General features: G+C 62.1%; 20 protein-coding genes. 11 read left to right on the top strand and 9 right to left on the bottom strand.

Going from position 1 to position 19,467, the window contains the following annotated elements; genetic code table 11:
• Nucleotides 1–65: 65 nt before the first annotated feature.
• The 7 genes from HJ536_RS01780 to HJ536_RS01750 form a co-directional block, all read right to left on the bottom strand.
• Nucleotides 66–485, bottom strand: a complete 420-nt coding sequence (locus HJ536_RS01780; protein WP_176852729.1) for a hypothetical protein — start codon at nt 483–485, stop codon at nt 66–68.
• On the bottom strand, nt 482–1,816 hold the full coding sequence (locus HJ536_RS01775; RefSeq protein WP_176852730.1) for a FliI/YscN family ATPase: 1,335 nt from the start codon (nt 1,814–1,816) through the stop codon (nt 482–484). Before HJ536_RS01775 ends, HJ536_RS01780 begins: the two co-directional genes overlap by 4 nt.
• Nucleotides 1,813–2,655, bottom strand: a complete 843-nt coding sequence (locus tag HJ536_RS01770; protein ID WP_177156456.1) for a FliH/SctL family protein — start codon at nt 2,653–2,655, stop codon at nt 1,813–1,815. The genes HJ536_RS01775 and HJ536_RS01770 overlap by 4 nt, the downstream gene beginning before the upstream one ends.
• Nucleotides 2,655–3,692, bottom strand: coding sequence for a flagellar motor switch protein FliG (fliG, locus tag HJ536_RS01765; protein ID WP_176852732.1), 1,038 nt, complete (start codon nt 3,690–3,692; stop codon nt 2,655–2,657). The genes HJ536_RS01770 and fliG overlap by 1 nt, the downstream gene beginning before the upstream one ends.
• Nucleotides 3,689–5,455, bottom strand: a complete 1,767-nt coding sequence (gene fliF, locus HJ536_RS01760; protein WP_177156455.1) for a flagellar basal-body MS-ring/collar protein FliF — start codon at nt 5,453–5,455, stop codon at nt 3,689–3,691. The genes fliG and fliF overlap by 4 nt, the downstream gene beginning before the upstream one ends.
• Nucleotides 5,456–5,495: 40 nt before the next feature.
• Nucleotides 5,496–5,819 (bottom strand): flagellar hook-basal body complex protein FliE, encoded by a 324-nt coding sequence (fliE, locus tag HJ536_RS01755; protein WP_176852734.1) that lies wholly within the window; start codon nt 5,817–5,819, stop codon nt 5,496–5,498.
• A gap of 68 nt (nt 5,820–5,887) precedes the next feature.
• Nucleotides 5,888–7,015, bottom strand: a complete 1,128-nt coding sequence (locus HJ536_RS01750) for a sigma 54-interacting transcriptional regulator (protein ID WP_177156454.1) — start codon at nt 7,013–7,015, stop codon at nt 5,888–5,890.
• Between the two features lie 376 nt (nt 7,016–7,391).
• Between HJ536_RS01750 and HJ536_RS01745 the strand changes: the two genes are divergently transcribed.
• The 11 genes from HJ536_RS01745 (at nt 7,392) to HJ536_RS01695 (ending at nt 18,637) form a co-directional block, all read left to right on the top strand.
• A complete protein-coding gene (locus HJ536_RS01745) occupies nt 7,392–7,694 on the top strand; it encodes a hypothetical protein (protein WP_176852736.1) in 303 nt (100 codons plus the stop codon).
• 117 nt (nt 7,695–7,811) lie between these two features.
• A complete protein-coding gene (locus tag HJ536_RS01740) occupies nt 7,812–9,023 on the top strand; it encodes a chemotaxis protein CheA (protein WP_176852737.1) in 1,212 nt (403 codons plus the stop codon).
• Entirely contained in the window at nt 9,020–9,826 is an 807-nt protein-coding gene (locus tag HJ536_RS01735; RefSeq protein ID WP_176852738.1) for a CheR family methyltransferase, read from the top strand. Before HJ536_RS01740 ends, HJ536_RS01735 begins: the two co-directional genes overlap by 4 nt.
• Nucleotides 9,823–10,941: a protein-glutamate methylesterase/protein-glutamine glutaminase gene (locus HJ536_RS01730; protein WP_176852739.1), complete on the top strand. Its 1,119-nt coding sequence runs from the start codon at nt 9,823–9,825 to the stop codon at nt 10,939–10,941. Before HJ536_RS01735 ends, HJ536_RS01730 begins: the two co-directional genes overlap by 4 nt.
• A 2-nt stretch (nt 10,942–10,943) precedes the next feature.
• On the top strand, nt 10,944–11,471 hold the full coding sequence (locus HJ536_RS01725; protein ID WP_228028331.1) for a chemotaxis protein CheW: 528 nt from the start codon (nt 10,944–10,946) through the stop codon (nt 11,469–11,471).
• A 333-nt stretch (nt 11,472–11,804) separates the two neighbouring features.
• Nucleotides 11,805–13,556 carry a methyl-accepting chemotaxis protein gene (locus HJ536_RS01720; protein WP_228028610.1) on the top strand — a complete coding sequence of 584 codons (1,752 nt, stop codon included), beginning with the start codon at nt 11,805–11,807 and terminating at the stop codon, nt 13,554–13,556.
• A gap of 62 nt (nt 13,557–13,618) precedes the next feature.
• Nucleotides 13,619–14,026, top strand: a complete 408-nt coding sequence (locus HJ536_RS01715; RefSeq protein WP_176852740.1) for a response regulator — start codon at nt 13,619–13,621, stop codon at nt 14,024–14,026.
• A 54-nt stretch (nt 14,027–14,080) separates the two neighbouring features.
• Nucleotides 14,081–17,527 carry an Hpt domain-containing protein gene (locus tag HJ536_RS01710; RefSeq protein ID WP_177156453.1) on the top strand — a complete coding sequence of 1,149 codons (3,447 nt, stop codon included), beginning with the start codon at nt 14,081–14,083 and terminating at the stop codon, nt 17,525–17,527.
• 170 nt (nt 17,528–17,697) lie between these two features.
• Entirely contained in the window at nt 17,698–18,096 is a 399-nt protein-coding gene (locus HJ536_RS01705) for a flagellar export chaperone FliS (protein ID WP_176852742.1), read from the top strand.
• A complete protein-coding gene (locus tag HJ536_RS01700; protein WP_176852743.1) occupies nt 18,093–18,419 on the top strand; it encodes a hypothetical protein in 327 nt (108 codons plus the stop codon). Before HJ536_RS01705 ends, HJ536_RS01700 begins: the two co-directional genes overlap by 4 nt.
• Nucleotides 18,420–18,421: 2 nt before the next feature.
• The gene (locus HJ536_RS01695) at nt 18,422–18,637 is read left to right on the top strand and encodes a disulfide bond formation protein B (RefSeq protein WP_176852744.1); all 216 of its coding nucleotides are present in this window, start codon (nt 18,422–18,424) and stop codon (nt 18,635–18,637) included.
• Between the two features lie 53 nt (nt 18,638–18,690).
• Here the strand turns inward: HJ536_RS01695 and HJ536_RS01690 are convergent, their stop codons facing one another.
• Complete coding sequence (locus tag HJ536_RS01690) at nt 18,691–18,852, bottom strand: hypothetical protein (RefSeq protein WP_177156452.1); 162 nt, start codon at nt 18,850–18,852, stop codon at nt 18,691–18,693.
• Between the two features lie 52 nt (nt 18,853–18,904).
• The gene (locus tag HJ536_RS01685; RefSeq protein ID WP_176852746.1) at nt 18,905–19,408 is read right to left on the bottom strand and encodes a hypothetical protein; all 504 of its coding nucleotides are present in this window, start codon (nt 19,406–19,408) and stop codon (nt 18,905–18,907) included.
• Nucleotides 19,409–19,467: the final 59 nt, after the last annotated feature.

The following is a 19,467-nucleotide window of genomic DNA, read 5'->3' as shown; positions in this document are numbered from 1 at the left end:
TCCTTTCAGGGCAAAAGTCGGATCGGTTTCAAACCGTGTGTTGCAAGTGCAGTGCCAAGTTGGCGTCAGCGCGGTGTGCGGCCGCGTTCGCCCAACCGGCTGTCCTCTTTGGCGTCGGCTTCGGCGCGGGCTTCGCGCTTGGTTTCCACGGCTTTTTCACCATAGATGCGGACGCGCTGTTCGGCCTGCGCCACGCGCGAGCGGGCCTCGGCCAGGCGGGCCTCGTTCTGGGTGCGCTGGGCTTCGACGTTGGTCAGTTGCTGCGCGATGGCGTTCCCGAACCACATGGTCGAGGCCAGCTGCGCCTTGGAATTGATCGAGGCGCGCTGGGTGATCGCCTCGTCCAGCAGGGTTTTCAGCTGGGTGGACTGGGCCTCGGTGCGGGCGGCGGCCTGCGCGATCTGACCCAGCTGTTTGCTTTCCTGACCCAGCTTGGCCTTTTCCTTGCGGACCATCAGGTTCATCAGCTTTTCTTTGCGGGTCATCCGAGGGTGCCTCCGGCGAGGTTAAGAAGGTTCTTGCGGCTGTCGGGGAAGGGCGATTTCTCGTCTACGGGCTGCTGGATCAGGTTCTTGATCCGCGGCCACATCTGGACGGCTTCGTCCAGTTCGGGGTCTTGGCCGGGGCTGTAGGCGCCCATCAGCATCATGTCGCGGTTGTCCATATACAGGCTGATCATCCGGCGCAGTTTCAGGGCGGCGCGCTGGTGGTCCTTGTCCACGATGTCGTTCATCACGCGGCTGACCGACTGGGGGATGTCGATCGCGGGATAGATGCCCATCTGCGCCTGCTTGCGCGACAGAACAAGGTGACCGTCCAGAATGGCGCGGGCGGTGTCCACGACGGGATCGTTGGTGTCATCGCCGTCGGCCAGAATGGTGTAGAAGGCGGTGATGGACCCTTCGCCCTTGAGGCCCGGACCGGCGCGTTCGATCAGCGTCGGGATCATCGAAACCACCGATGGGGTGTAGCCCTTGGCAGTGGGCTGTTCGCCCAAGGCCAGACCGATCTCGCGGCGGGCGTGGGCGCAGCGGGTCAGCGAGTCCATGATCAACAGGACGTCTTTGCCCTTGGAACGGAAGTATTCGGCGATGGCGGTGGCGCGGTTGGCGGCCCGCAGACGCAGCAGGGGCGAGCGGTCGGCTGGTACCGCGACCACGCAGGTTTTATGGGCGTTCTCGCCGTGCATGATGTGGCCGACGAATGCGCCGACTTCGCGGGCGCGTTCCCCGATCAGGCCGACGACGACAACGTCCGCGTTGGTGTTCTTGGTCATCATCTCGATCAGGACCGACTTACCAACGCCAGAGCCCGCGATGATGCCGACGCGCTGGCCGCGGCCGACGGTCAGGGTGCTGTTGATGATGCGCACGCCCACGTCCAGAACGGTATCCACGGGTTGGCGGGCGAGGGGGTTCTGCACCTTGCCAGCTAGAGGCCAGCGGATGTCGCCTTGGGGGTTTGGACCCTCGTCCAGTGCGTGGCCTTCGGCGTCGATGACGCGGCCAAGCAGGGCCTCGCCCATCAGCGCGTCGTGACCACCGTCCAAGCGACGCACGCGCGCGCCCGAGACGATGCGCGCACCGGGGGTGTCCAGAAACAGCATGTTGCGGCCATCGCGAAAGCCAACGATCTCGCCCTGTACGTGGCTGCCATCTTCGGTCTCGACCTCGCAGATCGCGCCGGGGCTGGCCGGAAAGCCGGTGCATTCCAAAATCAGCCCGTCATATCGCAGAACTTTGCCGCTCATGTCGGGGGTCGGTTTGACCGCCAGATCGTCCAGAGATCCGGTCAGGGATTGCAGAAGGGCGCTCATTTCGCGGCTCCTTTCTTGGCCAGACTGTCGGTCAGGGTGATGTCCGGGGTGGTGATGCCCACGTCACCGCGGCGCAGTTTGGGGTCCGCGATCAGGCGGCTTTGCTGTACGATGGGCGCACCCGACAGGTGAGGCGACACGGCGTCCAGATCGGTGGGGTGCAGGCGGATGGTCACGTCGGTGATGCCGCTGGCGACGGTTTCCACCAGCGCCTCGATGCGGTTCACGAAACGGGCGGGGGTGGTGTCGATCTGCACACCCGCGCGGTCCGAGGCCAGCTTGCGCACGGCTTCGGTCAGCTGGTCGCGCAGACCGGCCAAGGCATCGGTGTCTGGGGTCAGCAGGCGCTGGGTGGCGGCAACGAACGCATCGCGGGCCTCGGCGAATTCGGCGGCGGCAAGGGCATAGGCCTCTTCGCGAGCGGCGGCGATGGCTTCTTCGTCGGACTGGGGCGCGGCGGGTTCTTCGGGTTCGGTCAGATGGGCCTTGGCCTGACCTTCGGCCAGACCGGCCTGATAGCCCTCGGCCCATGCCTCTTTGCGGATGGCCTCGATGTCGATCTTGGGCTGCGCGGGGGCGGGGGCGGGCTCTTCGGCGGCGGGGCGGGCGGTGATTTCGATGCTGTCCTCGGGCAGGTCATCGACCAGCGGGGGCAGCTCTGCTTCGGCCACGGCCACAAAGCCCTTGGGCTGGAAATTTTCGGGCGAGGGGGACACGCGGGTCGGCAGGCCGCTGCCCGACACAAAGCCGGACTGGTCGGCCTCGCGGATGAGGCGCATGATGTCTTCGTGGTCCAGCGCGCGGGACAGCGCGGAATTCGGACGGGACTGCTGGGTCATTATACCATCTCCTCACCGCCACGCCCGGCGAGCGTGATCGTACCTGCATCGGCCAGACGCCGTGCCACGGCGACCACCTGTTTCTGGGCCTCTTGCACGGCGGTAAGCCGGATCGGGCCCATGGCTTCCATTTCGTCGCGGATGTTGGCGGCGGCACGGGTGGACATGCACGACAGCAGGCGATCCTTGACGTAATCGTCCGAGCCCTTGAGAGCGACGGTCAGGATTTCGGCGTCGATCTCGCGCAGCAGGGTCTGGATCGCGCGGTCCTGCGACTGAACCAGATTGTCGAAGACGAACATGTTGTCCTGCAGGTTCTCCATGAGGTCTTTGTCCTCGGCACGGATCGCCTTCATGATGCGCTGTTCCATGTCCTGCTTTGCGAAGTTCATGATACGAGCAGCAGAACGAATGCCGCCGATCTGGCTGGCGCGCAGGGTGGTGTTGGCCTTGAACTTGCGCTGCATGACCTGCTCCAGTTCCTTGAGCGCGTCGGGCTGGACATTGGTCAGGGTCGCGATCCGGAAGATGATGTTGGGCTGCAAATCCTCGGGCAGCAGGCGCAGAACCTCGTTGGCCAGTTGCGCGTCGATCGAGGCGACAACCAGAGCCATGATCTGCGGGTGTTCGTCTACGATCAGTTCCGAGATCGCCTTGGCGTCCATCCAGTCGAAAATTTCGATCGGGTGCTCGGCCGAGGAACGGGTGATCCGCGACAGGACCGACTGCGCCTTGTCGGGGCCCAGGGCCTCGTGGAGGACGCTGTTGACGTAGGCGCCGGCACCGATGCCGATGTTGGTCTGTTCGTTCAGTTCCCGCAGGAATTCATCGACCACCGCCGCGATGGTGCGGTGGTGGATCTGACGGACCGAATACATCGCCGCACCCAGATCCTGCACCTGTCCGGGGCTCAGTTCGCGCAGCACGCTGGCCGCCGCCTGTTCGCCGAACAGCATCATCAGAACCGCGGCACGCTGGGTGCCGTTCAGCTCGGCAAGCTGGGTGTTTTCTTCAGTGACGGGAACCAGGGCGTTCATTTCGCGATCTCCTTGTCACGCTCGATCATCTGCTGGAACACAGCTGCAACACGGGCGCTTTCGACTTCGGCCAGATGGCGCAGCAGGGTAACTTTTTCTTCGTAGGTGGCGGCTTCGTTCTTGAGCAGTTCGTTCTCGGGACCGCGGGGAACAACGTCGCCTTTGGGCTTCTTGGACTTGCCGTCTTTGCCGTCGGCGCTGCCGCCGTCGCTGCCATCCTGACCGGCCAGACGGGCCCGCAGGGTGGATAGGGTGTCGCCTTCGCCGACTTCGACAGTATCGGCCAGAGTGGGGCTGATGCCGTACTCCATGGGCTTGGGCAGCAGGCGGGACATCAGCGGGCGGATGATACCCAGGATTACGATCGCCAGAGCTACCAGTTGCGCCAGGATGCGGCCAACCTGTGGCAGCCAGTCTGCCTTGTACCAAGGGGCTTCGTAAACATCGAAGGTGTCGATGAAGGGGCTGGACGACACGGTAATGGTGTCACCGCGGTCCTGGCTGAAGCCAACGGCGGTGCGGGTCAGGGCCTCGATCTCGCGCAGGACGGCCTCGGGCAGAACGGCGGGTTCGGTCGGATCGGCACTGGTGGGGGCACGCAGCAGAACGGCGGCGCTGATGCGGGTGATGCGGCTGGCCTGCGGAACGATGGTCTCGACGCGGCGGCTGACCTCGTAGTTCTTGGTCATCGAGGACGAGCGGTTGTCCACGTTGCCGGATTCCGAACGGCCGGTGCCGGGCTGGTCCTTGTTCAGGTCAACCTCTTTGGGCGGGGTGTTGGAAACAGCGCCGGGGATGCCGCCAGCCTTGGGGCTGCTGCTTTCCTCGAGGTTGCTTTGCTCGCTGCGCAGGGCGGTCTGGTTGGGGCTGTACTGTTCGTTCATCACCTCGGAACGGGTGAAGTCCATGTCCAGAGTGACCTGAACAGCCGCGTTCCCCAGGCCGACGATGGGCATGATCAGGGTTTCGATGCGCTGGCGATACAGCTCTTCCATCTCGATCCGCTGGCGGGTCTGCTGGTCGGTCTGCGCGGTATAGGCGTCTTCGGTGTTGTTGGTCAGCAGGCGGCCGGTCTGGTCCACGACCGAGACGTTGTTGCGGGGCATGCCGGGGATCGATGTGCTGACCAGGCTGACGATGGCGTCAACCTGATTCTGACCCAAGGTGTGGCCGGGCGCGACCTGCACAAAGATCGAGGCGCGGGGCGGCTGGGTATCACGGACAAAGGCGGTGCGCTCGGGCAGGGCCAGATGCACGCGGGCCTGCGTGATTGCTTTGATCTCGGAAATCGAGCGCGCCAGATCCAGTTCGTGCATCCGGCGCAGACGGGCGCTTTCGACGCTGCGGCTGGTGCCCATGGGCATGTCGGTGATGGTGGACAGACCATCGGGGGTGCCAGCGGGCAGGCCTTCGGCGGCCAGCGCCATGCGCGCTTTGTAGAGGTCGGCCTTGGGGACCGTGATCTGGCCGTTTTCGCTGTTGATGGTGGCTTTGATGCCCTGACCGTTCAGCAGCTCGATCGCGGCGTTCTTGTCGGCGTCGGGCAGAGCGGTGTTCAGCGCCACCTGACCCGAGGTGTTCAGGAACATGTAAACCATCAGACCCAGCACAGCCGCGGTGACCAGCACGATGGCGGGCATTGCGCGGCGGATGCCGGGTTGATCGGTCACGCCCTTGGTCCACGCAAGCGCGGCTTCACCTTTGGCCACCAGTTCGTTTTTCTGGCCGCCTGCGGGTACCGGTGCTGTCGAAGTGTCAACCATGGTCTGTCCCTGTTAGTAAAACGTTTGCCCTGATCTGAAATCAGACCGGCATATTCATGATGTCACGGTAGGCGCTGAGCGCCTTGTTGCGGACCTGAAGGGTCATCTGGAACCCCAGCGACGCGACCTGTTGTTCGACCATCACCGAGGCGATGTCGTCGGTCTTGCCGGTTTCATAGGCCTTGGCTGCATCAGCCGCATTGCTCTGCGACTGCGCGACGTTGTTGATCGCGTCGTTGACCCGGTCACCAAAGCTGGGGCCTTCGTTGCCCTGCGGTTTGATGTTCTGGGTCAGGTTGGTCGACGACGTGGTCGAGTGAAGAGGAAGTGCGCCAAATGCCGACACAGGGCCTGTGATGCTCATCTCTCTGATCCTCTGGTTAAAGTTGCCTGCTCGATTTTTTTATTTTTGGTCGGGGGAGGAGGGCCGTCTTACGCGGCCTCTGCCAGTGCCGGTGCGGGCATCAGGCCCGGACGGCCGTTCAGCATGATGTCCGCGCCGGTGATGCGCACGCCGTCATGCAGAACCAGTGCGCGCTGGATCACGTTTTCCAGTTCGCGGACGTTGCCCGGCCAGCTGTGCGCCATCAGGACGTCACACGCTTCTTCGGTCAGGACGGGCAGGGCGCCTGCGCAGTGACGGCGCAGCAGAGCGGCGGCCAGTGCGGGGATGTCCTCGGCGCGTTCGGCCAGCGACTGGGTCGCCAGGGGGAACACGTTCAGGCGGTAGTACAGGTCTTCGCGGAAGGTGCCGGCGGCAACGGCCTCGGCCATGTCGCGGTTCGAGGTTGCGATCACGCGGATGTCCACGGCGCATTCGTTCTGCGAACCCAGCGGGGTGACTTTCTTTTCCTGCAGGACGCGCAGCAGTTTCGCTTGCAGACCCAGCGGCATTTCCGAGATTTCGTCCAGCAGCAGGGTGCCGCCGTCAGCAGCGCGCACGATGCCTTTGTTTGCGGTCGAGGCGCCGGTGAACGAACCCTTTTCGTAGCCGAACAGGATCGCTTCCAGCATGTTCTCGGGGATGGCGGCGCAGTTGATCGCAACAAAGGGGGCGTCTGCGCGGCTGGAGTGGGCGTGAACGGTGCGGGCCAGAACTTCTTTGCCGCTGCCGGTGGGGCCGTTGATGAACACGGTGACATCGGTGCGGGCGACGCGGGCGGTCATGTCGATCAGGGCGCCGGTCTGGGTGTCGGCGGCAACCATGCCACCGTAGGGCGCGGCGATCAGGTCCGACAGCATCAGAACGGGGCCGTTGCGCAGCGCGTCGGTCGAACCGGCGGGCAGACCGAAACGGATCATGCGGCCACCCAGTTCTTCGGTGATGGTCAGGTCGGCGGCAGCTTCGTCTACGATGATGACGCGCTTGGCACCGGCAACCTTGGCGGCTTCGACGATGCCGCGCTGGCCGCCCATCTGTGCTTCGGCAGCAGCCGAGACAACATAGGTGGTGGCCTTGGCAGCAGCGTCACTGGATACTTTGGCACGACGACGCTGGAGCAGTTCGATCAGGCCGTTGGCAGCGGTGAATGCAGTCTCGTTGATCAGAATGTCGGTCATGGTGGTCCTCGTGTTGCTGTCAGGAACAAACAAGGCAGGACTCGTGCCAAAATAAAAAAAAACGAAAAAAAATCGCGATGAGCCCTAAAACGGGGCTTAAACGAGCCGATACTGTCAGTGTCAGGCGAAAAGACTGTGTCGGAACCCCGTCATTCACGAGGGAACGCTGACAGTTGTCGAAATGCCGACACCCACATCGACCACGGGCAGTGCACTATCGTTCATTTAGCACAGCACGGTGGGCGTAGCCTTCCCCGCTATACAGCCAAAAGGTCACCCATTCGGATAGTTCGGCCACATTCAAAAGGGCTATGAAAGATTCCTCGGCAGGGTCGTTAACACATTCAGTTGCCAAAATTGAAAGGCGTGGGCTGCCATGTTGTCGAAAACCTACCATCTGAAATTTCCCAGTCTGGATGCAGCGCAGATCGCCGCCCCCTTTGTGACCGAGACCCTGGGGAACGCGATCCCCAATTGTAATATGTCCGGTCTGACCGTCCTTCTTAGTAAAGAGGGCGACATCTCGGTGAATGTGTTCTTTCCCTCGGCCGCAGAGCTGAAGGCATTCGAGAAGAACCATGGCGGTTTTGTCGACGCGATGAAGTCGACCTTTCTGTTCCGGTCCACCGGTTTCGACGGCGTGTGCATTTTTAATTTCGACGCCAGCGACGCGGCTTAACGGCCGGAAAACAGAGTCGGCACGGGGTTTGCATCAGGGATCCCGACCGCGTGTGCCCCGAGTGAAAATGACGGTGTCACATAGAATTAAGAACCCCAGCTAAGTGAGAGAGGCGCGATGAGCGCAAATCCCGAAGCCACATCAGATAAGTCCAGCGGTGGCGCGCTTCTGCGCGTGTCATCGGACAAGATCGGCCGCTTGATGGATTTGGTGGGCGAACTCTCGCTCAGTGTATCCGAGACGGTAAACTCCCCTGATCTAGAGGGTCTCGATCTTGTCGGATTTGACGCGGCAGCCCACCGGCTGTCCATGATCGTCCGCGAAGTGCAGGACGCAGCCACCGAGTTGCGACTGGTTCCCGTGGGCGAGGTCTTCCGACGCCTCAAGCGGATGATCCGCGAGCTAGAGCGGGAAACCGGCAAGATTATCGACCTTGATATCGTCGGCGCTGAGACCGCGATCGACAAGCTGGTCGCTGACAAACTGTATGATCCGCTGCTGCACGTGGTGCGGAACTCTGCGGACCACGGTCTGGAAGGCCCCGAAGAGCGTTTGAATAACGGAAAATCCAAGGCCGGCATGATCCGGCTGGCCGCCCAACAGGTTGGCTCCGAGGTCCGTATTCAGGTCGTGGACGATGGGCGCGGCCTGAACCGTGACAAAATCCTGAAAAAAGCCCGCGAGCGCGGTTTCTTTGGCCCGAATGAGGAGCCCGAGCCCGAGCGCCTGTGGAAAGTGATCTTCGAGCCCGGTTTTTCGACCGCCGAAGTGGTCTCGACCCTGTCGGGCCGCGGCGTGGGTATGGACGTTCTGAACACCACCATGTCCGAACTGCGCGGCCGTATCGCCGTGGATTCCGAGGCGATGAAGGGCACCACAGTGTCCCTGCACATTCCGGTGTCGCTGGCGTTCCTAGACAGCATTCTGCTGCGTCTGGGCAAACAGCTGTTCACCGTGCCCGTCGATGACGTGGCCGAAATCGTCAAGCCCGGCCTCAGCGATCTGGTTGGTGTGTCCGCCGACAAAGGCACCGAAGTGCTGAAACTGCGCGGCAGCTTTATCCCCGTTCTGCGGCTGGAAAAGTTCTACGGCACCAAAGTGGATCGCCTGACCCCGCTGATCGACATGGTCTGTATCGTGTTCAACACCTCGCGCGGGACCATCGCGGTGCCCGTGGACGAAGTTCTGGACCGTCAGCAGGTGGTGATGAAGCCGCTGGTTGGCTCTTTGGCCAAGGTTCGCGCCAGCTGGGGCTGTGCGCTCTTGTCCTCGGGCGAGGTGGCCATCGTGCTGGATTGTGAACGTCTCGCTTCCGGAGAGGAACGATGACGGTCGTCGATCAGGCAGGATACGAGCAAATCAGGAACTGGCTGTCCGACCGTTGCGGCATCAACTTTGCCGACAACAAACAGGATCTGCTGCGCCAGCGTCTTGCGCGGGTGACCCGCCGTTTTGAATACCGTGATCTGAACAGCCTCGCGCGGGATCTGCTGAACAACCCACGTCAGGACGTGGAGCTGGCCGTGATGCACGCGGCCTCGACCAACCACACGTATTTCTTCCGCGAGCCCGAGGTTCTGGACAACTTCAAGTCCCTGATCATCCCCAAGCTGGCCGAACGCCCCGAAATGCGCGTCTGGAGCGCCGCCGCGTCCACCGGCGACGAAGCTTATACCGTGGTCATCATGATCGCCGAGGCCTTGGGCATGAACGCCCTGAAGCGCCTGAAAATTCTGGGAACCGACATCAGCGAGCCCGTCGTTCAACGCGCCGAGATGGGTGTCTTTCCGACCCGCCAGTTTGCTCATACGGACCCAATGATCCTTAGACGTTATTTCGAACCCACCGGCATGGACCAGTACCGCGTCCGTCCCGAGCTGCGCGATTGCTGCACCTTCCGCCGCATGAACCTCAAGGCGCGGCCCTATCCGTTCATCCATCCGTTCCAGGTCGTGTTCTGCCGGAACATCCTTTATTACTTTGACCGCGCTGACCAGATCGGAACGCTCGAGGCGATCTATGACGCTACCGAGCCCGGAGGCTGGCTGATTACTTCTGTGACCGAGTCGCTGCGTGATCTGGGATCGCGCTGGGAACCCGTTGCCGCAGGCATCTACCGGAGGCCTGCATGAGCAACTTTGATCGCCCGATCCGCGTCCTGATCATCGACGATTCCGCGCTGTTCCGCCGGTTTCTGGCCCAAGGCATCAAAAGCGATCCCGAATTCGAACTGGTTGGCACCGCTGCAAACGCCGAGCAGGCGCGCCAGTTCATCGGAATCCGCCGCCCTGACGTGATCTCGCTGGATATCGAGATGCCGCAGATGGATGGTCTGACCTTCCTCAAGGAAGAGATTTCCAAGGACCCGATCCCGACCGTGATCGTGTCGTCGCAAACCTCGAACGGGGCCCGCGCCACGATCGAGGCGCTGCAGGCCGGTGCCGTGGACGTGCTGCCCAAGCCGCGCATGGTGGCGGGGCAGGACATCATGGGGATCACCACCCAGATCCGTGTCAGCCTGAAAGCTGCGCGCCACGCGCACCTGCAAAACACCGAAGGGTTCGCGAACCGTCCCTCGGCACCGACCCGGATGACCTCGATCAATCCGCGGGCCAATGCGCGCTGGATGTTTGCCATCGGGGCCTCGACCGGCGGGGTACAGGCGCTTGGCACGCTTTTGGCACAGCTGCCCAAGGACGCGCCGCCGACCGTTGTCGTACAACATATGCCCGAGGGCTTTACGAATGCGTTCGCGCGCCGTTTGAACGATATGTGCGAGGTTGAAGTCCGCGAGGCACAGCACGGTGACATGCTGCGTCAGGGGCTCGTCCTTCTGGCTCCGGGTGGTGAAAACCACATGGTCGTCAGACCCACCCCCACAGGGATGTGTGTGGTTCTGAACCCCGGTGAGCCGGTGTGTTATTCGCGTCCCTCTGTGGACGTGCTGTTTGCTTCGGTTGCCAACTATGCGGCCCCCAACGTGTCAGCTGCAATTCTGACGGGGATGGGCCGGGATGGGGCAACAAGCTTGGGGATGATCCGCCGCGTCGGTGGCCGGACCTTTGCCCAGGACGAAGCCAGCAGCGTTGTATTCGGTATGCCCGCAGCCGCCTGGCAATCAGGCGCCGCCGAAGGGTTGGTCCCCCTGCATCACATGGCTGGAACGCTGATGTCCTCGATCGGTGTCGCGCCCCCGCCATTGCCCGAAGAGAACATTTTTTCCAAGCCTCTCAGGAAAGGAAACTGAAAATGGCCGCACAAGCAGCAGAGATGGAACGCGAAACGCGTTCGTCTGTAGACGACGGGGTTGTCGAGGCGGAAAGCATCGACAGCATGTACCTGACCTTCGCCGTCGGCGAAGAAGATTACGGCATGTCCATCGGCATGGTGACCGAGATCGTCGGCATGCAGCGCATCATGGTGGTGCCGGATGTGCCCGACTACATCAAAGGCGTGATCAACCTGCGTGGCAAGGTGATCCCGCTGATGGACGTGCGTCTGCGTTTCGGCATGGCCGAGCGTCCCTATGACGACCGCACCGTTGTGATCGTGCTCGAGGTCAACGACGCCCCCATGGGCCTGATTGTGGACCGCGTTCGCGAAGTGATCGACATCCCCGATGACAACATCGACAGCGCCCAAAGCTTTGGTTCGGCCGATGGTCGCAGCGTTGTCAGTGGTCTGGGCCGTGTGGACGAACGCGTGGTCATCCTCTTGGATGTGCCGCTGCTGGTGTCCGACATGGATGTCATCGCGCCCAAGATGGCCAAGGCCTGATCCAATGCCCCGCCCGATCCCATACGCACACCATCTGCTCGGGGGCCTGATCCGGCTTCTGCGGCAGGTGACGGCCCCGAGAGAGGCAAGGACCGTCCGACGGTATGCGTATGCGACCCTCGGGCAGTACCCCGCGCTGAAAGCCCGACAACCTGACCTGATCCCCAGAAGGAGGCCGGACACTTGAACGAAGAAGACAAACCGACCCGCCGCCCTCCGATCCGCCGCACCCCTCGATCCCCTGCGGCAACCACGAAACCCGAAGGCCCCAGCGCCACCCCAGAATTAGTGCCCGCTCCTGCTGAAGCGGAAGTTCTAAAAAGGACCGAAGACATGACCGCCAACGAGACCCAAACCCCCGAAACCGGATGGAAGAGCCTGGTCGCCACGGGCGCTCTGGATAAACTCTGCACCGCGACCTGTATTGCCGACCAGGACTATAACATCGTGTATGCCAACAAGGCTTGCAGCGATCTGGTCACCAAATGGGAAGGCACGATCAAGAGTGTGAACCCGAGCTTTGCGGCGGCCAAGTTTGTTGGCGGTTCGATGGACGCTTTCCACAAGACCCCGGACAAGCAGCGCACCATGCTGCGCAACATGGCACAGCCCGAGCCGATCAAGATCCGCATCGGTCCGATGGCATGGGACACCCAGATTTCGCCGATGCGCGATGCCAAGGGCAATCTGGAATACGTTCTGGTCGAGGTTCAGGACATCTCGGTCGTGACCAAGATGGAAGCGGACTTCCGGTCCCTGATCGACGCTATGAACAATATGGCCATGGCGCACGAAAGCGGTGACATCGACCACTTTATCAACATCAGCGCGCTGAACGAGCCCAAGCTCAAGGACGCAGCGATGATGGTGAACGAAATGGTTCGTGCCCACATCAACACCAAGAAGGCCACCATTGCGGTGTTCGACGAATTTGCCCGCGGCAACTTCGACGCAGACCTGCCGGTCCAGCCCAAAGGCAAGGCCTTTTTGAACGAAACCATCAACCGTTCGCGCATGAACTTCCGCAGCGTGACCGCCGAGATCACCATGCTGTCCGACGCCATCGTATCGGGCAATCTGGATGTGCAGGCCGACGCCAGCAAGTTCCAGGGCGAATACCGCCAGATCGTTGAATCGTTCGAGCGCGCCTTCACCAGCCTTGATGGCATCTTCAGCATGTTCGGCGAGCAGATCGAACAGATCTCGGGCACTGCCGCGCAGATGAACGAAGCCTCGCAGAAGCTGGCGACCAACAGCCAGATCGCCTCGTCATCGGTGGACGAAGTGTCGGCCTCGGTCGAGGAGACCGATGCTCAGGTCCGTGCCAACGCGGCCAACGCTCAGGATGCCTCGAAGCTGGTTCAGGCGGCGGCGCAGGTTGCCGACATGGGCAACCAGAAGATCGCGCAGATGGTCGATGCGATGGAGGGGATCAACACCTCGTCGCAGGACATTGCCAAGATCATCAAGGTCATCGACGAGATCGCCTTCCAGACCAACCTGCTGGCTCTGAACGCCGCCGTGGAAGCGGCCCGCGCAGGACAGCACGGCCGCGGCTTCGCGGTGGTGGCACAAGAAGTTCGCAACCTTGCCGGTCGCTCGGCCAAGGCGGCGCGCGAAACCTCTGACCTGATCGAAGGCGCAACCAGCCGCGTGACGTCGGGTGTGCGTATCGCCAATGAAACCAGCGAGGCCTTCAGCCAGATCGCCGGTGACATCCAGAAGGTGCGCGACATCGTTTCGGAAATCGACCAGGCCTCGGGCGAACAGTCCCGCGGTGTGGCCCAGATCAACGACGCGATCGGCGAAATCGCCAAGGCCGCTCTGGCAACCAGCCAGCAGGCCGAAGAACTGGCCTCGACCAGCTCGCAGATGACCTCCTCGACCACGCAGATGCGCAACGAGATGGGCCGCTTCAAGCTGCGTAAGGTCAAGAAGACTGCAGGCGGCATGCCCGACCTGAGCAAACTGTCGCCCGAAATGCTGGCCCAGATCACCAAGATGATGGGCGGCCAGATGGCCATGGCCAACGGCGGTGGCTCGCGAAACGCAGACCGTGACGAACGCGGCTTCGGTAACTTCTAAGCAATCCAATCGCCGTGCTTCGGGTGCGGCGCCCCCTTCCCGAGACTTTTGGAGACACCGATATGGTATACAAGGTAATGATCGTAGACGACGCAGCCATGATGCGCCTCTACATCTCGAGCTTCCTGAAAACTCTGCCCGATTTCAAAATGGTGGCACAGGCGGCGAACGGTCAGGACGCACTGGACAAACTGTCCGACCACGAAGACCTGGACCTGATCCTGCTGGACATCGAGATGCCCGTAATGGACGGCCTGGAATTCCTGCGCCACGCCAAGCTGAAAACCCGCGCCAAGATCTGCATGCTGTCCTCGGTGACGGTATCGGGCTCTCCGCTGGCGGCCAAAGCCCGCGAACTGGGGGCGGACGGCGTTGTGACCAAACCCTCGGGCACTGTGTCCCACGACCTGGAAGAGCGCGTCGGTGACGAACTGCGCCGCGTGATGCGGTCGCTGGTGGAAGCGGCCTGATAGGCCGCCCCGCTTCGCTCTTTCCATGAATATCGTTGCATCAAGGAAGAAACCATGAACGACGAAATGGACGAAATCTGGGAACTCTACGCGGATGACGGCGCGCAGGCCCTTGATGCTATGGAAGAGGCACTCGAGGCGCTGCAAAACGGCGAGGGCGACCAGAAGGACCACATCGGGGCACTGTTCCGTGCGGTACACACCTTCAAAGGCAACTCGCGGGTTCTGGGCCTTGCCACGGTAGAAAGCCGCGCGCACGTCTCCGAAGACCTTATCGGTCTGGTGCGGGACTCGGGCGTCGCGCTCAACTCCGAGATCCTGGATATCCTGATGCTGACGGGGGACACCCTGCGCGGCATGCTGGATCACACGGCCTCTGATCGGTCGGACGTGGATCCCGGTCCCTCTCAGAAACTGTACGAGGATCTGAAGAAAATGGTGGCCAAGTATTCAGGCGAGGGCGGTGACGAGCCCGAAGCAGCTGCCCCCGCAGAACCCGAAGCCCCCGCCGAAGAGGCGGCGCCCGAAGCGCCGGCTGCTGCCCCCGCAGCGCCAGCGGCGCCTGCAGCCGCCGACCCTATGGCGTCCATGTTCGCGGCGCTGGACGATCTGGGCGACAGCGACACCAATTACGGTGACGATGACGACCTGTTCGGCGAGATGGACGACAACGCAGATGTGGCCCCCGAACCCGAACCGGAGCCCGAACCCGTCGCAGCCGCACCTGCGCCGGAACCCGAACCTGCGCCTGCGCCCGCACCAGAGCCCGAGCCCGCTCCGGCACCTGCGGCAGCAGAGCCTGCGCCTGCCCCCGAGGCCGCTGCTGAAGCGCCCGCGGATGCTGCCCCCTCCGAGGCGGCCAAGCGTCTGCTCGAGGACGTGGTTTACCACAAGATTTACAGCGACATGGTCGCCGAGACCCTTGGCTATCTGGAAGAAGCCATCGGCAAGGCACCTGCCGAAATGCCCGCCGACACCCTGAAAAAGGGCAAGGGTCTGTCCTATGCTGCCAAACAGCTGGGCCTGGACGACTGGGTCACCGAACTGGACCGCATGAACGCGGCCGACGGCAACGCAACCGATGTGCTCAAGCACGTGGTCAAGAAGGTCAAGCAACTGCGCAAGCGGGATCTGGGCATTGGCGGGGACGACGTCGAGGATGACGCGCCCGAGGCCGCACCGGCCCCCGCTGCCGAAGCAGCACCTGCTCCGGCCCCGGCAGCTGCACCTGCGCCCGCTCCGGCGGCTGCGGCCCCTGCGGCTCCTCCTGCGGCGGCTCCGGCCCCCGCACCGGCCGCAGCTGCACCCGAAGCCCCTGCGGCGCCTGCTGCGCCCGCCGAGGACCCCACCACCAAGGTTCTGCGCGGTCTGGCCGACCTGTTCACCCGTGTGTCGGAAACCGGCCTGCGCTTTGCGACCGACGACAAGCCCACGCCCAAGGAACTGGACGCGCTGAGCCAGACCATCATCGGTCTGGTCAAGGATCAGGGCTATGTCCGTGTGACCCGCGCCGCCGAACTGCTGGCGATGGCGACCACGGCGAACAGCTTCCGCACTGCCGAACTTCAGTTCTACGAAGAACTGGCTGCCGTCGAAGCCGTGCTGCCCCGTGGGGCGGTGCCGGTCGATCTGCTGACCCCGACCAAACTGCTGCGCATCTGGGGTGCGGACAACATCTTTGACACCCTGCAAAAGCTGCGCAACGGCCTCGAGGAAAACAACGGCCAAGGGGAAACCTGGTTCGTCGGCTTCGAAGGTCTGATGCGCCGTGCCTTCCATGCGTGTAACTACTTCAACATGGAAACCGCCGCGCAGCTGACGATGGCGCTGATCGACTTGTTCGCCCGTGTCCGCGTGGGTGGAACCAAGCCCGACGTCATTCTGATCCAGATCGCCCGCGGTTTCGTTGATACGATGGAACTGGTGTTCGACGCGCTGGATCAGGGCGACAACCCCGACACCAGCAAGATCGAGAAACTGTTCGAAGAAGCCTCGACCGTGTGCTTCCTTGCCTCCGGCATGGTCACCGCGAAAAGCATCGAGCAGCGTCTGGGCCTGCCCAAGGAATTCCACCGCGTTCTGTCGCCGGAAAGCGTCAAGAAAGCCCAGTCGGCCATCGAAAACGGCCTGAGCTTCTGGGTGATCCGTGCCGACCTGAACGACGACGAGGATATCGCGCAGGCCTTCCTGGATTGGGTTTCGTCCAAGCAAGCCCGCATGATCACCAACGTGACCGTGTTCCAGGACGACATCACGCTGTTCGACTTCCTGGTCGCGACCAGCCTGCCGGATGACCACCTGCAGGAAACCCTGATCCAGATCGACCCCTCGGCGAAAAAGCTGTTCAGCACCGTGCGCCTCGAGGTCAAAGAAGAAGAGAACGCGGGCGCGCACAAGCACTCCGACGATCCGATCGACTTTAACGTCGTGATGGGCTCGGGCGGGGATGGCCTGCGCCTGCTGGAAACCATCGGCGAGATCAGCTCTGGTCAGGCGATGGTGCAGGAACTGGTGCGCCAGATGGCCATGCGCGATCTGATGCAGGAAATCGAGATGAGCATCCAGCATTCGGATGCGCCGCCCCTGAACCCGCGTCACCGGACCATCCTGCGCGAGATCATGGACAACCATATGGGCCGCCTGCAGCAGCTGTCCGAAGCCGAAACCCAGCTGGCCAGCCAGCTTGGCCAGCTTCAGGAAGAAAGCGTTGCGATGCGTTCGCGCCCTGCGAACGTCCTGCTCAAGCCCTTGGCATCGTTCGTGGAAACGCTGGCCCGCAAACATGGCGGCTCGGCCCGTCTGTCGGCGGTTGGCGGCGAGATCACTCTGGATCAGACCATGATCACCGATCTGCGCCACTTCCTGAAGGCGCTGGTCACGATCCGTCTGCAAGAAGAGGGGCGTCCGGGTAAATTCCACATCTCGTTGTCGAACGAGGACGACCGCGTTGTTGTCGAACTGACCGACGACGGCAAATCCGTCGAGAAGTCCAAGGAATTCGGCAATCTGGTCGAGGACGTCAAGCGCAAGGGCGGTTCGCTGAAATCGGCTAATGTGCCGAACGGCGGACAGCGTTTCCAACTCAGCCTGCCGCTGCACATGATCGTGCTGGATGGCATGGTCGTGCGGGTTGGTGACGTGCGCTATGTGCTGCCGATTGAATCGATCCAGCGCATCCATCAGGGCAAAGACGTTGTCCCCGTGGTTGCCGCCCGTCACATGGCGATGCTGCGACTGGACGACGGGGATCTGGTGAAAATCCAGCCCCTGTCCAACGGCAAGACCAAGATCGGCGACAGCCCCGACGGCCTCTATGTGATTGTGCGCTATGGCGAAATCCGCCGCGCCATTCCAGTGGACGAACTTCTGGGCCAGCAGCTGGTTCTGCTGCGTCCGCTGCGCGGGGTCCTGTCCAGCATGCGCGATCTGTCCGGAATCGCCATTCTGACCGGTGGGGACGTGGGCATGGTGCTGTCTGTCAGCAGCTTTGCAAGCGCCTAAGTCCCTGTAATCAGACTCTTTTAGGCCACGCCCCTCGGGGCGTGGTTTTTTATTTCAGGACAACAACTTAGTGCCCTCCAAACACGCAATTTGGCCTAAAAGATGCAACGGACTTGTCGTTGATTTTATCAAGACGATGGAAGCGTCAGGGAAACTGAAGGAGCATCAGAATGTCCATTGCCCTAGCACGATCGCGCTATCGCCAAGCTCAGTCCGCCAACGCGGCAGAGGTCGAAAATCCGCACGAAATCATTCTGGTTACGTTGCGCGAACTCGAAAGATCCCTGTCTGTTTTGGCGACCTCGAATGGCGAAGGTGTGAAAGCACCAGATGAACACACAAGTCGCGCCCTGACGGCGATCTACATCCTGCAGTCCTCTTTGGATTTCGAAAAGGGTGGGGATATCGCGACCAGTCTGTTCCAGCTCTATGAATATGCACGCCAACAGGTACTGGCCCTGATGCGCCGGGACCCCGAGGCCCAGATTATCACAGCCCGTGATTGCATCACCGACATCATGTCGGCCTGGCGCCAGATCGGACCCGAAGTAGGTGGGAAACCGGCGTGAGCAGCGATCTGGTCCGGCACATGACATCGGCCCAGTCGCTAGAGCGACTGGCTGATATCGCACGGCGGCTTGAAAAAGCTGCCAGTGCGGGCGCTCTGGAAGAGGTGGCCCGGCTGGACCATGAACTGCGCTGCGCCGCACTTGCCGTCGTTGGCACCATCCCCCAAGGCGAAGCGCCCTTGGTCGAGCAGCTGGAATCCGTGCGCGATGCCTTGCGCGCGGTCGAGGTGGCGATCTCCTCGGTCAAAGTCCAGCAAAAGCAGTTGAAACAGAAAATCGACCAGTCGCGCCGTTTGCGTCTGGCCTACAAGCGGAAGGACTGAGGATGGCTGGCCGTCGTAAACCCTGCCGCACCTGTCTGCGTATTCGCATTTTCATGATGTGTGCGCTGCCTCTGATCATCATGATCGGACTTCAGCCGTCCGGCATGGTCCGCCTTGCGGGCATGGTGCCGTCCACCGGCTGGATTGCTGCGCTGATGATGCTGTCCGGGACTGCCGGATTTTTCCTGCGATACAGAAAATACAAAAGCCAGAGCTAAGGGGTATCGCCCCTTGGCCTGGCTCTTTGTGTTCAGAATGGGCGTAGAGCGCCTCAGGCGATCCGTAGGGGCGTCTTGAGTGCTGCGACCAGTGCGGACAGCGGGGTGCTCTTGCGGGCCCGAGGCGCGCCGGTTTCGTCGCAGAAGACGGTTTCCACCATCATCACGGGGACTTCGGTGGCCTGAGTGGTCTTGGGGTCGTAGATCATGTTCATGACAGGGCTCCTGTGCTTGCTACCAGAGCAACTGCAAGAGCCGCGCCAAATCCTATTGGCCGACGGAAAAGTTGGTGATCAGCACTTCGTAGACGGGGTTGGGGCGGTCCTCGGCGGTCAGCTGTTCGTTCAGCTTGATCCGCAGCAGGTCGGGCAGAGCGCCCCGCAGATCCTGCCATGTGCTGCCCGCAGGCATCTGATCCACCAGTTCCTGAACTGCATCGGTCATGGGCGCCATCACGGGGGCGGCGTCTTCGCGCAGCATGTCGTAGACCTTTTTGCCGATGTCATCGCGCACGGCCAAACCGATGCTGATGTTCGCCGTCCCGCCAAGTTGGGGCAGGGTGGCTTTGATCGGGTTGATGATGTCGATGTACATCCGCTTGGGATCGGGTTCCGGCTCTGGCTCGACGGGTTCGATGACCTCGGGTTCGGGCAGATCGGGCTTGGCCCCGAGCGACAGGAACAGGCCCGCGCCAAAAGCCCCGACGACAATAATCGCGGGGGCAACCATCAACAGAATGCTCGTTTTGGCAGAGATCGGCTCGGCCGACATAAGCGAATGCCTCCTCGGGCTTTTCATTTCTGCAAAAGGCTCTGCAAGGCAGGTGCCAA

The sequence above is a fragment of the Donghicola mangrovi genome, from assembly GCF_013377535.1.
GTDB classification, from domain to species: Bacteria; Pseudomonadota; Alphaproteobacteria; order Rhodobacterales; family Rhodobacteraceae; genus Donghicola; species Donghicola mangrovi.
Note: the sequence above shows the minus strand (reverse complement) of the source record. Positions and strands in the feature narration are given on the sequence as shown.

What these genes read in the sequence shown, in the direction of transcription:
- HJ536_RS01780 (WP_176852729.1), bottom strand. Translation starts at nt 485, where the DNA reads ATGACCCGCAAAGAAAAGCTGATGAACCTGATGGTCCGCAAGGAAAAG.
- HJ536_RS01775 (WP_176852730.1), bottom strand. Translation starts at nt 1,816, where the DNA reads ATGAGCGCCCTTCTGCAATCCCTGACCGGATCTCTGGACGATCTGGCG.
- HJ536_RS01770 (WP_177156456.1), bottom strand. Translation starts at nt 2,655, where the DNA reads ATGACCCAGCAGTCCCGTCCGAATTCCGCGCTGTCCCGCGCGCTGGAC.
- fliG (WP_176852732.1), bottom strand. Translation starts at nt 3,692, where the DNA reads ATGAACGCCCTGGTTCCCGTCACTGAAGAAAACACCCAGCTTGCCGAG.
- fliF (WP_177156455.1), bottom strand. Translation starts at nt 5,455, where the DNA reads ATGGTTGACACTTCGACAGCACCGGTACCCGCAGGCGGCCAGAAAAAC.
- fliE (WP_176852734.1), bottom strand. Translation starts at nt 5,819, where the DNA reads ATGAGCATCACAGGCCCTGTGTCGGCATTTGGCGCACTTCCTCTTCAC.
- HJ536_RS01750 (WP_177156454.1), bottom strand. Translation starts at nt 7,015, where the DNA reads ATGACCGACATTCTGATCAACGAGACTGCATTCACCGCTGCCAACGGC.
- HJ536_RS01745 (WP_176852736.1), top strand. Translation starts at nt 7,392, where the DNA reads ATGTTGTCGAAAACCTACCATCTGAAATTTCCCAGTCTGGATGCAGCG.
- HJ536_RS01740 (WP_176852737.1), top strand. Translation starts at nt 7,812, where the DNA reads ATGAGCGCAAATCCCGAAGCCACATCAGATAAGTCCAGCGGTGGCGCG.
- HJ536_RS01735 (WP_176852738.1), top strand. Translation starts at nt 9,020, where the DNA reads ATGACGGTCGTCGATCAGGCAGGATACGAGCAAATCAGGAACTGGCTG.
- HJ536_RS01730 (WP_176852739.1), top strand. Translation starts at nt 9,823, where the DNA reads ATGAGCAACTTTGATCGCCCGATCCGCGTCCTGATCATCGACGATTCC.
- HJ536_RS01725 (WP_228028331.1), top strand. Translation starts at nt 10,944, where the DNA reads ATGGCCGCACAAGCAGCAGAGATGGAACGCGAAACGCGTTCGTCTGTA.
- HJ536_RS01720 (WP_228028610.1), top strand. Translation starts at nt 11,805, where the DNA reads ATGACCGCCAACGAGACCCAAACCCCCGAAACCGGATGGAAGAGCCTG.
- HJ536_RS01715 (WP_176852740.1), top strand. Translation starts at nt 13,619, where the DNA reads ATGGTATACAAGGTAATGATCGTAGACGACGCAGCCATGATGCGCCTC.
- HJ536_RS01710 (WP_177156453.1), top strand. Translation starts at nt 14,081, where the DNA reads ATGAACGACGAAATGGACGAAATCTGGGAACTCTACGCGGATGACGGC.
- HJ536_RS01705 (WP_176852742.1), top strand. Translation starts at nt 17,698, where the DNA reads ATGTCCATTGCCCTAGCACGATCGCGCTATCGCCAAGCTCAGTCCGCC.
- HJ536_RS01695 (WP_176852744.1), top strand. Translation starts at nt 18,422, where the DNA reads ATGGCTGGCCGTCGTAAACCCTGCCGCACCTGTCTGCGTATTCGCATT.
- HJ536_RS01690 (WP_177156452.1), bottom strand. Translation starts at nt 18,852, where the DNA reads ATGAACATGATCTACGACCCCAAGACCACTCAGGCCACCGAAGTCCCC.
- HJ536_RS01685 (WP_176852746.1), bottom strand. Translation starts at nt 19,408, where the DNA reads ATGTCGGCCGAGCCGATCTCTGCCAAAACGAGCATTCTGTTGATGGTT.